Annotated in this window: 12 protein-coding genes; 3 read left to right on the top strand and 9 right to left on the bottom strand. The window is 59.1% G+C overall.

Going from position 1 to position 13,962, the window contains the following annotated elements; all coding sequences use genetic code 11:
• Positions 1 to 40: 40 nt before the first annotated feature.
• Positions 41 to 1,057, bottom strand: a complete 1,017-nt coding sequence (locus D1820_RS02510) for a C4-dicarboxylate TRAP transporter substrate-binding protein (protein ID WP_024097520.1) — start codon at positions 1,055 to 1,057, stop codon at positions 41 to 43.
• Between the two features lie 600 nt (positions 1,058 to 1,657).
• Between D1820_RS02510 and acs the strand changes: the two genes are divergently transcribed.
• The 3 genes from acs to D1820_RS02495 all read left to right on the top strand — a co-directional run bounded on the left by acs (position 1,658) and on the right by D1820_RS02495 (position 5,013).
• Positions 1,658 to 3,619 carry an acetate--CoA ligase gene (gene acs, locus D1820_RS02505; protein ID WP_118067758.1) on the top strand — a complete coding sequence of 654 codons (1,962 nt, stop codon included), beginning with the start codon at positions 1,658 to 1,660 and terminating at the stop codon, positions 3,617 to 3,619.
• A gap of 8 nt (positions 3,620 to 3,627) precedes the next feature.
• Positions 3,628 to 4,311, top strand: coding sequence for an adenylate kinase (locus tag D1820_RS02500; protein WP_118069987.1), 684 nt, complete (start codon positions 3,628 to 3,630; stop codon positions 4,309 to 4,311).
• Between the two features lie 201 nt (positions 4,312 to 4,512).
• On the top strand, positions 4,513 to 5,013 hold the full coding sequence (locus D1820_RS02495; RefSeq protein WP_118067757.1) for a flavin reductase family protein: 501 nt from the start codon (positions 4,513 to 4,515) through the stop codon (positions 5,011 to 5,013).
• Positions 5,014 to 5,046: 33 nt separating this feature from the next.
• Here D1820_RS02495 and D1820_RS02490 read toward each other — a convergent pair whose 3' ends face one another.
• From D1820_RS02490 to D1820_RS02455, 8 genes are all read right to left on the bottom strand, one after another.
• Positions 5,047 to 6,306 (bottom strand): 4Fe-4S dicluster domain-containing protein, encoded by a 1,260-nt coding sequence (locus D1820_RS02490; protein ID WP_254683347.1) that lies wholly within the window; start codon positions 6,304 to 6,306, stop codon positions 5,047 to 5,049.
• A 292-nt stretch (positions 6,307 to 6,598) separates the two neighbouring features.
• Positions 6,599 to 6,805, bottom strand: a complete 207-nt coding sequence (locus tag D1820_RS02485; protein ID WP_254683346.1) for a DUF6500 family protein — start codon at positions 6,803 to 6,805, stop codon at positions 6,599 to 6,601.
• A 147-nt stretch (positions 6,806 to 6,952) separates the two neighbouring features.
• Positions 6,953 to 7,939, bottom strand: coding sequence for an ABC transporter substrate-binding protein (locus tag D1820_RS02480; protein WP_014874414.1), 987 nt, complete (start codon positions 7,937 to 7,939; stop codon positions 6,953 to 6,955).
• A gap of 119 nt (positions 7,940 to 8,058) precedes the next feature.
• The gene (locus tag D1820_RS02475) at positions 8,059 to 8,904 is read right to left on the bottom strand and encodes an ABC transporter permease (protein ID WP_118067754.1); all 846 of its coding nucleotides are present in this window, start codon (positions 8,902 to 8,904) and stop codon (positions 8,059 to 8,061) included.
• 85 nt (positions 8,905 to 8,989) lie between these two features.
• Positions 8,990 to 9,907 carry an ABC transporter permease gene (locus D1820_RS02470; RefSeq protein ID WP_118067753.1) on the bottom strand — a complete coding sequence of 306 codons (918 nt, stop codon included), beginning with the start codon at positions 9,905 to 9,907 and terminating at the stop codon, positions 8,990 to 8,992.
• A 105-nt stretch (positions 9,908 to 10,012) separates the two neighbouring features.
• A complete protein-coding gene (locus D1820_RS02465) occupies positions 10,013 to 10,852 on the bottom strand; it encodes an ABC transporter ATP-binding protein (protein ID WP_118067752.1) in 840 nt (279 codons plus the stop codon).
• A 60-nt stretch (positions 10,853 to 10,912) separates the two neighbouring features.
• Positions 10,913 to 12,367 (bottom strand): dihydropyrimidinase, encoded by a 1,455-nt coding sequence (gene hydA, locus D1820_RS02460; protein ID WP_118067751.1) that lies wholly within the window; start codon positions 12,365 to 12,367, stop codon positions 10,913 to 10,915.
• A gap of 123 nt (positions 12,368 to 12,490) precedes the next feature.
• Entirely contained in the window at positions 12,491 to 13,741 is a 1,251-nt protein-coding gene (locus tag D1820_RS02455; RefSeq protein WP_118067750.1) for a Zn-dependent hydrolase, read from the bottom strand.
• Between the last annotated feature and the right edge of the window lie 221 nt (positions 13,742 to 13,962).

The raw sequence follows: 13,962 nt of genomic DNA, 5'->3' as shown, positions 1-13,962 counted from the left end.
GGCGCAGAACTGCCCGGCCCCCTTTGCAACTATATGAAGATCAGCTGCCTGACCGCTGATCGCTCAGGGTTTTCTGCACCAGATCATAGAGCTCTTGTGCAGGCAGGCCCTGCGCGCTCATGTCTGCAATCCACTGTTCGCGGATCGGATCGGCGGCCACTTTGCGGAATTCCGCCAGCTGGTCCTCGGAAATGGTGACCTTTTCGACGCCTTTTTCGGCCAGAACACTGTCCCATTTCTCTAGCAGGGCACCGTAGTTGGCGAGGTAATGTGCAATCGCTTCGTCCACGGAGCTATCGAGCGCCTCGCGCTCAGCATCGCTCAACGCCTCATAGGCATCGGTGTTCACAACAACCGGGCAGTTCACGGTGCCGGGGTTGAGGTTTTCAGTCCACCAGTCGGCCTTGTTGATGGTGCCAAAGCTCAGATGCGCATGCTGGGCAAAGGCAACCGTGTCAACAACGCCGGATTCCATCGCATTATACGCCTCGGTCGCAGTCACGGAGGTCGGCACGGCCCCAACGGCAGAGAACGCCTTACCGATGCCACCGGTGGCCCGCACACGCATATCCTTGAATTCGCCCAGTTCGTCACGGGCTTCGCCGGTGCCGACGATATTGTACTGCGGCATCGGCGAGGTCATCAACAGCTTCGCGTTCCAGCGCGCCAGATCTTTCTGCACGGCAGGATGTGCATAAACCGCGTGGCTGACGGCCACTTCTTCCTCAAGGTTCGCAACACCCAGAAATGGCAATTCCAGCACGGTAATCGTCGGGTTTTTATCCCGGTGATACCCGGCGCAGAACTGCGCCATCTCGAAGGCGCCGATGGAGATCCCATCGAGATTCTCTTTGTTTTTTGACAGGCCACCATAGCTGATGTTCATGGTGAATTCGCCGCCGGTCTTCTCAGAGACCAGCTCAGCCAGTTTTTCAACATGTTCGGTAAAGGCGCGCCGCTTGCCCCAGACGGAGACATTCCATTCGGTGGCGGCTGCACTGCCTGCAATGGACAGGCCCGCAATCGCCGCAGTTGCGGCGGTCAGATAAGTGTTCATGAGTTCCTCCCAGTTTGTACTCCTGCCCCGTTGCCCCATGCCAAGCTCTCAATCGCCTGAGCGCTGGCCTGACCACAATCGTCAGATTGAGGCCCGTCATAGGTGCAAAGTGACGAGCATCTGGCACCACGCTAGCGCCAAGCCACGGCGCTGCCAACCCCACACGACAGCCGTGCGGCATGGGCACAAAACCTGCTCACATCATGAGCGTATGGATCCTTCATGACCGCCATCAACGCTCGAACAACGGCCCGACGCCCGGCCGCCTGTCACAGTTTGCCGCAGGCGATGGGGCCAGTCGCCGCAGGCTGATAGCGCCAGCACTGTGCTGTGCCCAAAATAGCAGCCCCGAAACCCAAGCCAATATTTTACAGCTAACATTATGATAAATAGTAGATTACTGCCGCACATGCCCACGTGATTTACAGTTACGCCACCTATGGGGAAATAGCTTTACAGGTAAACCCTTATTCCACGGACACTTATTTCCTTATTTTCAAGCTTGGGTATTATCGCTGCGGAGGACGGAAAAGGTTTGACACATCCCGCCGTGCGCTGTGGTGTGCCATTCCGAGAACAGACTGGAGGGAGGGACACAAGATGACCCAGGAGAGCGACAGCAAAGCCTATGCGCCGTCGGAGGAGACGGTAGCACGCGCCCATGTCAACGCCGCACAATATGACGAGATGTACACCGCTTCTATGCAGGATCCAGAAGGGTTCTGGCGTCAGCAGGCGGAGCGGATCGACTGGATCAAACCCTTCACCCAGGTGAAGGATGTGGACTTCACGCTCGGCAATGTCTCAATCAACTGGTACGCAGATGGCGCGCTGAATGTTGCCGCCAACTGCATCGACCGCCACCTAGACACCCGCGGCGATCAGACGGCGATCATCTGGGAGCCCGACAGCCCGGATGAGGCTGCGCAGCACATCTCTTACAAGCAGCTCCACACCCGCGTCTGCCGTATGGCCAATGTGTTGGAAACCATGGGCGTGCGCAAAGGGGACCGCGTGGTGATCTATCTGCCGATGATCCCCGAAGCCGCCTATGCCATGCTGGCCTGCGCCCGGATTGGCGCAATTCACTCCATTGTCTTTGCCGGTTTCTCCCCCGATGCGCTCGCCGCGCGGATCAATGGCTGCGATGCCAAGGTCCTCATCACCGCGGATGAGGCCCCCCGCGGTGGCCGCAAGACCCCGCTGAAATCCAACGCCGACGCCGCGCTCCTGCACACCAAGGACACTGTGAAATGTCTGGTGGTCAAACGCACCGGCGGCCAGACGACCTGGGTGGATGGGCGCGACTACGACTACAACGAGATGGCGTTGGAGGCGAATGACTACTCCAAACCCGCTGAGATGAACGCAGAAGATCCGCTGTTCATCCTCTACACCTCCGGCTCTACCGGCCAGCCCAAGGGCGTTGTCCACACCACCGGCGGCTACCTGACCTATGCCGCGATGACGCATGAGATCACCTTTGATTATCATGACGGCGATATCTACTGGTGCACCGCGGATGTGGGCTGGGTCACCGGCCACAGCTACATCGTCTATGGCCCGCTGGCCAATGGTGCCACCACGCTGATGTTCGAGGGCGTGCCAACCTACCCCGATGCCAGCCGGTTCTGGCAGGTCTGCGACAAGCATAAGGTGACACAGTTCTACACCGCCCCCACTGCGTTGCGCGCCCTGATGGGTCTGGGCAATGAATGGGTCGAGAAATGCGACCTGTCCTCCCTCCGCACCCTTGGCACCGTGGGCGAGCCGATCAACCCCGAGGCCTGGACCTGGTACAATGATGTCGTTGGCAAAGGTAAATGCCCGATCGTCGACACCTGGTGGCAGACTGAAACCGGTGGGCATCTGATGACCCCGCTGCCCGGCGCCCATGCAACCAAACCCGGTGCCGCGATGAAGCCCTTCTTTGGTGTGGCCCCCGTGGTTCTGGACCCGCAATCCGGCGAGGAAATCAACGGTAACAGCGTCGAAGGAGTTCTCTGCATCAAGGACAGCTGGCCCGGTCAGATGCGCACCGTCTGGGGGGACCATGAGCGGTTCGAGAAGACCTATTTCTCCGACTACAAAGGCTACTACTTCACCGGTGATGGTTGCCGCCGTGACGAGGATGGCGACTATTGGATCACCGGCCGCGTCGATGACGTGATCAACGTGTCCGGCCACCGCATGGGCACGGCTGAGGTTGAAAGCGCGCTGGTGGCCCATGCCGCCGTGGCGGAGGCCGCTGTCGTCGGCTACCCGCATGAGATCAAGGGCCAGGGCATCTATTGCTATGTCACCCTGATGAACGACCGCGAACCGTCGGATGAGCTGCTGAAGGAGCTGCGCACCTGGGTCCGGACCGAGATTGGCCCGATTGCCTCTCCTGATGTGATCCAATGGGCGCCGGGCCTGCCGAAAACCCGTTCCGGCAAGATCATGCGCCGCATTCTGCGCAAGATTGCGGAGAATGATTTTGGCAGCCTTGGCGACACCTCAACCCTCGCCGATCCGTCGGTGGTGGATGATCTGATCGCAAACCGAGCCGATAAAGGATGATTGCCGATATGGACACCGCAGTTCTTACCCGCCCCGCTGTCTTGATCCTGCTCGGCCCTCCTGGTGCCGGCAAAGGGACGCAAGCGCGCAAACTGGAACAAGGGTTTGGCCTTGTACAACTGTCGACCGGCGATCTGTTGCGGGCGGCTGTTGCAGCCGGCACCCCTGCCGGCCTTGCTGCAAAGGCTGTGATGGAGGCCGGGGAGCTGGTCAGCGACGAGATCGTGATCAACATTCTGCGCGACCGGCTGGCCGAGCCTGACTGCGCCAAGGGCGTGATCCTCGACGGGTTTCCCCGGACCACGGTGCAAGCCGAGGCGCTGGACCGGCTGCTGGCGGAATCGGGTCAGCGGATCAATGCCGCTGTCAGCCTTGAGGTGGACGACGCCGCGATGGTGGTCCGCGTGGCCGGGCGCTACACCTGTGGCGGCTGTGGCGAGGGCTATCATGACCAGTTCAAACAACCACGCGTGGCTGGCACCTGCGATGCGTGTGGCAGCACAGATATGACGCGGCGCGCCGATGACAACGCCGAGACCGTCACCAGCCGGCTGGCCGCCTATCATACGCAGACGGCCCCGCTGATCAGCTACTATGACAGCAAGGGCGTGTTGAACCGAATCGATGCCATGGGCGAGATCAACCAGATTGCCACCGCGCTGAATGCGGTGGTCAAATCGGCAACCGTCTAAGCGACATCCTGAAATACGAGAGCCGGTCAGGCGCCAGCACAGCGCCCGGCCACCAACCTATTGAACAGGCCCACATAAAAATGTGGGCCTGTTTTCAATCCGCTCTGGCTTTTGTTGATGCGCGTGCCACATTGGAAGCGGGTAGACATGGGATCCCTCCCATGGCACCCAGCACAGACCTGAAGTGAAAGCGCGCGCGATATGTCCGAAACCAGCTTTATTCCCGGCCCAGACAGCCTGCGGGCCTATCGCGATGCTCTGGGATGCTTCGGCACCGGAGTCACTGTTGTGACCACCCGCACAGACCGGGGTCCATTGGCGATCACAGCCAACAGTTTCACATCTGTCTCCATGGATCCGCCGCTGTTGCTATGGTGCCCCGCACGGCAGTCTAAGCGTCACGACCCCTTTGTCGCAGCCTCCCATTTTGCCATTCACGTGATGGCAGAGGATCAGCTGGACATGGCGATGCATTTTGCCCGCAACGGTGAGGATTTTTCCTGCGTGCCGGAGCACCAGAACGACAATGGTGTGCCCGTGCTGCCCAATGTCATTGCCCGTTTCGATTGCTGCAAGCACGCCTGCCATGATGGCGGCGATCACAGCATCCTGGTGGGGGCTGTTCTGCGCACCACCAGCCGCTCCGGCAAGGGTCTGATTTTCAAGCGAGGTCAATATGGCGGGTTTCTGGAACAGGGCTAGCCACGTGACCTGCGACAGCGGCCCGATCGCGCGCTAGGATAACTTATCCGCCCGATCAGCCCCAAAGAATGCCAAGATGCGCGCCAGATCCGGCCACGGCGCGCGCCGCAGGTCTGAAAGCTGTCGGAGCGTTGGCCGTGTCGCAGGCGCCCGGTCTGCCACATCCGCCGCCGCCTCTCCTGCCCAACTGCCGGTGCCGCCATTGGGCCAATCATCTGGCCCCTGTTGGTCTTCATCATCCCGGTCATCCCGTTCATCCCGGAGAGGGTGGTTTTCCGACGCAGGCATAATTGGGACGCTGCCCGTCGTCAGCAGGCCCTGTCCCCGCACCAAACTGGCGGCAACAGAATCTGCAGCATTGGGACCGGACACCCCATCTGACCAGAAAAAATCCTGATGTGTCAGCGACACCGGCATTCGGTGTCGTGACAGCTCCAGCCGTGGCACCAGCCGGATCGCGTTTTGGCGACAAACCGACACACATAACCCGCATTGCATGCAGTCCGCCTCGACGAAGTCTAGCCCCCCGCCATTCTCCGCCCCGATCAGCGCATTGGTAGGGCACACCCAGGTGCAGGCCTGGCAAAGGGTGCAATCACCGGTCAGCTCAATCCCACCGTAGGGCGCATCCTGCGGTAAGGCGATCACATCCACCTCTGCAGACAGGGTCACGCTTGCAAATAACTGCAAGGCCTCGCGCCGACGGGTTGGTTTGGCCCTATTCTCATTGTCGATATAGCGGTGTTCCAGCACCGGAAGCTGTGAAATACCTTCGGTCAGCAATTGTTCCAGATGGTCCGAGGAATGAAACAGGACGACGCGGTCTTCCAGTCCAAGGCAGGCCGCCAGCTCCATCTCACGCAGCTGGGCAAGACGCGCGTTCTCCTCAACCGCGGCTTCCAGCAGAACCCAGTCGAAACCGTCCGAGATCGCGTGCAACAGATCGGCATGGCCTGCACGTTCCAGCCCCAGGGTCGATGCCGCCGTGACGTCCATACCAGTCAGGGACACCCGATCTTTCAGCCATGCCAAGCCAACGTCGCGCCCGGCATCATACATCACCAACACCTGATCGGCCCCCCGCATGGGGCCGGTGTTGTCGCAGTGATGTCCACGGCGCCGCGCCGCAGCCTCACAGAGGTCGGCCAACGGCCAACGGACCTGGCTCTCCGGATTATACCGCCGGTAGGAGGATCCGGGATGCGACACCCGGACCGCTGTCTTGCGCTCAGATCTATCCCGCACATCGGGCTGAGAGCGCAGACACAGTTGGACATTTTCCCAGACAGTCATGGTCTCTCCCTTCGGATTGAGAACCAAACCACAGCTAAAACGCTCCATCGTTTGATAATAGGAGGCTAACACGGAATTCCCAGCTGTAACGGTTAATCGAAAATAAGACTCAACTTTTAACTGTCATTTATTCTTAAATATCCGCCATGCCGGACGCATAAAATCGAGTTTTCTTCAACGGAGAGGGAGTGTTTCACCCGGGCTCAGCACCCCGCACAGGCCGGATCTTTCGCGAGTTGAAACACGGTCAGGAGCCGAGGTCCGTAATAGGAAACAGGGAATAGCCGTCCTATCAAAGGCCGTCCTTCACCATACCCCTAATCTTTACAGCCTTTTCAAAATGATCCAACTGATGGCGTTTGATCCACCATTCCGCCGCCTCCATCAGCTGCACCGGATCGTCATTCCGGTTGGCAAAAAACGCATAAAAGGACAGCCCCACACTTTCACCTTTTTTTGCTATTTTCTCGTCGCAAACCGTGACGATTTTCTGCCGCAAACTGTCTCTCATCGTCTTTATCCTATAAGTTTCCGACGGTTTCGACGCCATCAATACGCAATAAAATCAGCCCGCTAAACACATATCTCACGACAAATAAAAATCCCGCCCGCAGAGGCGGACGGGACAAATTCCACATGCGCGAACTTAGTTCAGCGCAGCGTCGGTAATAACATGCGTCCAGGCGCCCTCAGGCTCTTTGGTGATCACCGGGCTTGAACCGCCATCAAGCAACGTCTTCACCGTGCGCTGGTAGTCCGCCTCGCTCAGCGCGCCATTGCTGCCGGCTGTGAGTTTCGCCACCTCAGACATCATCCGCTTCTGGTGCTCCTCTGTCTGGGCGCCGGAGGCATCATTGTCCAAGACAATCTCTGCCGCGTCGTCCGGATTTTCCTCGGCCCATTTCCAGCCTTTCATCGAGGCGCGCACAAAGCGCTGCATCTTATCGACAAAGGCCGGATCGTTCAGGTTTTCTTCCAGCACATAAAGACCATCTTCAAGCGTTGCCACGCCCTGATCCTCATATTTGAAGGTAATCAACTCATCCGGGGCCACGCCCGCATCAATCACCTGCCAATATTCATTATAGGTCATGGTCGAAATACAATCCGCCTGACGCTGCAACAGCGGATCGACATTGAAGCCCTGCTTCAGAACCTCGACACCTTTCTCGCCTTTGCCTTCGGTCGAAATCCCCAACTGGCTCATCCAGCTCATAAAGGGAAACTCATTGCCAAAGAACCAGACGCCAAGGGTTCGATTGGCCAGATCTTCAGGCGCAGCGATGCCGGTGTCTTTCCAACAGGTCAGCATCATGCCGGAACTCTTGTAGGGCTGGGCGATATTGACCAGCGGCAGACCTTTCTCCCGCGCAGCCAGCGCGGCAGGCATCCACTCAACCGTGACATCCGCGCCGCCCCCGGCAATCACCTGGGTCGGCGCAATATCCGGGCCACCAGGCAGAATGGTGACGTCCAGATCCTCAGCCTCATAGAACCCCTGATCCAACGCGACATAATAGCCTGCAAACTGGGCCTGGGTGACCCATTTCAGCTGCAGTTTCACCTCATCGGCGGCCTGCGCCACCGATGCAGCCCCCAGCGCCATGGCGGCGGCGGTCAGCAGTGTTTTCATCTGTCTTCTCCCTGTTGTTATATCTGGTTGTAGTCCTGAATTCTGCGCGAGTTACCCCGCTGTCTCCAAAGGTTTTCTTCCAGTTGGCGCCAACTTCCAAACGCAGGTCGCAAAGCTGCCTATCCCCGTTGCGACGGGTGCCAGAAGGTGAGCGTTTTCTCAATCAGCGCCATCATGCCATAAAATGCCGACCCGGCCAGTGCTGCCACAAGAATCTCGGCCCAGACCATATCCAGCGCCAGCTGCCCCACCGAGGTCGAGATCCGAAATCCCATGCCCACAGTCGGTGAACCAAAGAACTCCGCCACAATGGCCCCAACCAATGCCAGCGTCGTAGAGATCTTGAGCCCGTTAAAGATAAACGGCAGCGCAGCCGGCAGGCGCAGTTTGAAAAAACTCTGCCAATAACTGGCCGCATAGGTCTGCATCAGATCACGTTGCATCGCTGAGGTATCGCGCAGTCCTGCCACCGTATTCACAAGGACAGGGAAGAACACCATCACCACAACCACCGCCGCTTTTGACTGCCAGTCGAACCCAAACCACATCACGAGGATAGGGGCCGTGCCGACAATGGGCAGCGCCGCGACAAAATTCCCCACTGGCAACAGTCCGCGGCGCAGGAAATCGCTGCGGTCCACCGCAATCGCCATCAGCAACGCAGCACCGCAGCCGATGATATAGCCCGACAGCGCGCCCTTCAGGATCGTCTGCTGAAAATCCTGCCACAGAACCGGCAGGCTGGTGGCAAAGCGCGCGGCAATCACGCTGGGAGCTGGCAGGATCACCAAAGAGACCTCAAGCCCGCGCACCAGCAGTTCCCAGACAATCAGCAGCGTCACGCCAAAAATGGCCGGAACCAGCAGTTTCACCGCAGACGTATTCGACGCCGGGCTATTGGCCAACCGACCGTTCAGCCACCAACCTGCACACCATATAAGCAGCGCCATAGACACCATCACCATCGGCCACGCCCCCCGTTCTTCTGGCCCGAATTATCCCGGGTGAGCCGCAAAACGGCGAGGGCAGCGCCCTCAATCCCACCGGTGCTCATACCTGCACCCCCATCCGTTTCAGAACCAGCCGCTCAATCACGCCAAGCAGGGCGACCAATGCGGCGGCCAGAATCGCAGCGGCAAACAGCGCTGACCAGATCTGCACGGTCTGCCCATAGTAGCTGCCCGCCAGAAGCCGCGCGCCAAGCCCGGCAACGGCACCGGTTGGCAACTCCCCAACGATGGCCCCAACAAGCGAAGCTGCGATGCCAATTTTCAAAGAGGCAAACAGATAGGGCATCGAGGCCGGCAGGCGCAGCTTCCAGAACCCCTGCCCCAGGCTCGCATTATAGGTCTTCAGCAAATCCAGCTGCATCTGATCAGGGCTGCGCAGCCCCTTGACCATACCAACAACAACCGGAAAGAAACTGAGATAGGCCGAAATCACCGCCTTCGGCAGGATCCCCTGCACGCCGATAGAGTACAAAACCACGATGATCATCGGGGCCAGAGCGATAATCGGAATGGTCTGGCTGACAATCGCCCAGGGCATCACCGACATATCCATCACACGGCTATGTACGATGCCAACCGCCAAGAGGATCCCCAGACCGGTGCCAATAACAAACCCCAGCAATGTCGCCGAAAGCGTCACCTGCCCATGGTAGATCAGGCTCCGCTTGGAGGTGAGTTTCTTCTCCACCGTGGTCTCCCACAGCTCCCCTGCCACCTGATGCGGCGCAGGCAGTCGCGGCCGGTCCTGCGACCAGACATCCCCGATAGCAAAGGAATTGGCCGCAACCAGTCCAATCGGGCCCATGTCGCGACGCTCGCGGGCGGTGGCCGGAACCACTTCAGCCCCCGCTCGCTCCGCGGCATCCAGAACCCCTTTGATGTTCATCGGAACGCAGGCCGCGTACCAGATCACGGCAATTGCCGCGAGGACGCTTAAGACAGCAAGCGCTGTTTTCATGATCCTGCCCCTTTCCACACGATCACATGCGACGCCAATTTTCTCTGAAGAAAACTCCCCGAAAAATTCAAATTTTCCGGTGGCGTATCTTTGCCGCTGCGCCGATCAGTCATCGGCATGCCCCGCGCGCAGACCGTCACGGACCCGGTGGGCGATCTCGATAAACTCAGCGCTGTCGCGAATGTCCAAAGGCCGTTCCTTGGGCAGCGGGCTGTCGATGACATCGTGAATGCGCCCCGGACGCGGTGACATCACCACGATCTTCGTGGACAGGTAGACCGCCTCCGGAATGGAATGTGTGACAAAACCGATGGTTTTATTGGTCCGCGCCCACAGCTTCAGCAGCTGTTCATTCAGGTGATCCCGGACGATCTCATCCAGCGCCCCAAAGGGCTCATCCATCAACAGGATATCCGCATCAAACGCCAGAGCCCGCGCAATGCTGGCCCGCTGCTGCATTCCCCCCGACAGCTGCCAGGGGTATTTGCCGCCAAACCCCGCCAGTTCCACCAGCTCCAGCACCTGCTCGACCCGCGCGGCCTGCTCCGCTTTGGAATAGCCCATGATTTCAAGTGGCAGTTTGATGTTCTTGGCAATCGACCGCCAGGGATATAGCCCGGCAGCCTGAAACACATAGCCGTAGGCGCGTTGTCTGCGGGCCTCATCCGGCGTCATTCCATTGACCGTCAGCGCACCGCCAGTGGGTTGTTCCAACGCCGCGATGCAGCGCAAGAACGTGGTCTTGCCACACCCAGACGGGCCGATGAAGGAGACAAAATCGCCTTTGTTGATCTCTAGGCTCACGTCCTTCAGCGCATGCACCGGGCCGTCATTGGTCTGAAAGGTCAGGTCCAGATTGCGCGCCTCGATGACCGGCGCCTGCGGGGTGATATCGGAAGCGGCGGCCTGGGAATTGAGCGCCTGGGTGGTCGTTTCCATATTCATCTATTCGCCTTGATTTCACACAGGAAAACGGGCCGCCATTCCTGGCAGCCCGTCCCTGAATTACACACCTGTCACCGGAATACCTGACCGCTCGACGGGACGGGGCGCCGTCAGATCTTTCCAGGTCGACAACGCCTTGTTCACCGTCGCATTGGCCTCGCGCTCAACGAAGGTACCATGGCCCTCCTGACAGCGGATCTCGCCGTCATGAACCGCCACATGGCCACGGGTCAGGGTAAAGCGCGGCAACCCCTTCACCTCATGCCCTTCAAAGACGTTATAGTCGATCGCCGACTGCTGGCTCGCCGCCGAGATGACCTTGGTCATTTCAGGATCCCAGACCACCAGGTCCGCGTCCGCCCCGACCAGAACCGCACCTTTCTTGGGGTAGCAATTCAGGATCTTGGCAATATTGGTCGACGTCACGGCGACAAACTCATTCGGTGTCAGGCGGCCTGTGGCCACCCCATGCGTCCACAGCATCGGCATCCGGTCTTCCAACCCGCCAGTGCCATTGGGGATCTTGGTGAAATCGCCCACACCAGTACGCTTCTGCTCGGTGGTAAAGGCACAGTGATCCGTCGCCACAACCGACAGCGAGCCAGATTGCAACCCGTTCCACAGACTGTCCTGATGCTGCTTGTTGCGGAACGGCGGCGACATCACCCGACGCGCCGCATGATCCCAGTCCTGATTGAAATACTCACTTTCATCCAACGTCAGATGCTGGATCAACGGCTCACCCCAAACGCGTTTGCCCTGCATGCGGGCACGGCGAATGGCCTCGTGGCTGTCTTCGCAGGAGGTATGCACCACATAAAGCGGCACGCCTGCCATATCGGCAATCATAATGGCGCGGTTGGTGGCCTCGCCCTCGACCTGCGGCGGGCGGGAATAGGCATGCGCCTCGGGACCGTTGTTGCCCTCCGCCAACAGCTTGGCCGACAATTCAGCCACCACATCGCCGTTTTCGGCATGTACCATGGCAATGCCACCCAGCTCAGACAGCCGCTGGAAGGAGGCATACAGCTCATCATCATTCACCATCAACGCGCCTTTATAGGCCATGAAGTGTTTGAAGGTGTTGATGCCCCGCGTTTCAATGACGGTCTTCATATCGTCAAAGACCTGCTCCCCCCACCAGGTCACCGCCATGTGGAAGGAATAGTCGCAATTGGCCCGCGTCGACTTGTTGTCCCAACGCTTCAGCGCGTCCAGCAGGCTCTCACCCGGGTTGGGCAGCGCGAAATCCACCACCATGGTGGTGCCACCAGCTAGCCCCGCCCGCGTCCCACTCTCGAAGTCATCACTGGAGTATGTCCCCATAAAGGGCATCTCCAAATGCGTATGCGGATCAATGCCGCCCGGCATCACGTAACAGCCGGTCGCGTCCAGCTCCTCGTCCCCTTTCAATCCCTGACCGATCTCGGTGATCACACCGTTCTCGATCAGCACATCCGCCTTATAGGTCAGATCCGCCGTCACGATGGTGCCGTTCTTGATGACTTTCGCCATGGTCTATCTCCCTGTGAGAGCGCGGTCATTGCCGCATCTTTCTTGTTACCCCCAACGGCACAGGCATCTTCTGGCCCGAAATATCCCGGGGGAGCCGCGCTGGCGCGGCGGGGGCAGCGCCCCCTATGCGACGATTTCAGCAGTCTCCAGAACTGCGTGCAACATGACATCTGTGCCAGCTGCCGCCCAGTCCTTGGAGATATCCTCCGCCTCATTGTGGCTCAGCCCGTCAACGCAGGGGCACATGATCATCGCGGTCGGGGCCAGATCATTGATCCAGCAGGCATCATGCCCGGCGCCGGAGACGATATCCATATGGCTATAGCCCAGCCGCTCAGCGGCGGAACGCACCGCGCTCACGCAGCCCTCGTCGAAGGTTACCGGATCAAAATGCCCGACCGGCTCAATCTCAAGTCCAAGGCCAAGCTCATCAGCGATTTCCTTCGCCTTCACCTCATATTGCGCCCGCATTGAGGTCAGCTTTCCCAGATCAGGCGAGCGGAAATCGACCGTGAACACCACTTTGCCGGGGATAACATTGCGGGAGTTTGGATAGACATCGCAGTGACCAACGGCGCCCACCGCGTGGGGCTGGTGCGCCATGGCGATCTGATGCGCGGCTTCTGTCATGCGCGCCATACCTAAGCCCGCATTGACCCGCATGTTCATCGGGGTGGAGCCGGTATGCGCATCCTTGCCCGTGACTGTGCATTGCAGCCACCACAATCCCTGACCATGAGTGACAACGCCGATATCCTTGTTTTCCGCCTCAAGGATTGGCCCCTGTTCAATGTGCAGCTCAAACATCGCGTGCATCTTGCGGGCGCCGACCTCTTCGTCACCGACCCAGCCAATACGCTTCAGTTCATCACCGAATGTTTTGCCGTCAGCATCCTCGCGGGCATAGGCCCAATCCTGCGTGTGTTTTCCGGCAAACACACCAGAGGCCAGCATCGCGGGCGCAAACCGCGTGCCCTCCTCATTGGTCCAGTTTGTCACGACAATCGGATGTTTGGTCTTGATGCCAAGATCATTGAGCGTGCGGACAACTTCCAATCCACCAAGCACCCCGAGGACACCGTCATATTTGCCGCCTGTGGGCTGCGTGTCCAGATGCGATCCCATATAGACCGGCAGCGCTTCGGGATCAGTTCCTTCGCGCCGGGCAAACATATTGCCCATCGTGTCCAGCCCCATGGTGCAGCCAGCCGCCTCACACCACGACTGAAACAGTGCGCGCCCCTCGGCATCCGCATCGGTCAGGGTCTGACGGTTGTTACCGCCTGCGACACCGGGGCCGATTTTTGCCATTTCCATCAGGCTGTCCCACAGCCTGTCGCCATTGATCTTCAGATTCTGTCCAAGCGACGTCATCTCAGCTTCCTTCCCTGTTGCCCTGCTTTTTCGCAGGGACGTGCGGCTTTGCGCCTTGTCGGTGGCTTTGAAACGCTGGTCATGATTTGACCAACTGGTCAAACTCAGGCTATCACGGGTGGACATTCAGTCAAGAAATTGCGTCTAACGAAGCAAGAAAACTCCGGCAGGCAGAGCCGGTTGAGTGAAAATCAGGCGCGCAGCGGTGTTGCGGCCCCCAG

This window comes from Phaeobacter sp. LSS9, assembly GCF_003443595.1.
Lineage (GTDB): Bacteria > Pseudomonadota > Alphaproteobacteria > Rhodobacterales > Rhodobacteraceae > Phaeobacter > Phaeobacter piscinae.
This window is presented reverse-complemented; position numbering and strand designations above follow the sequence as displayed.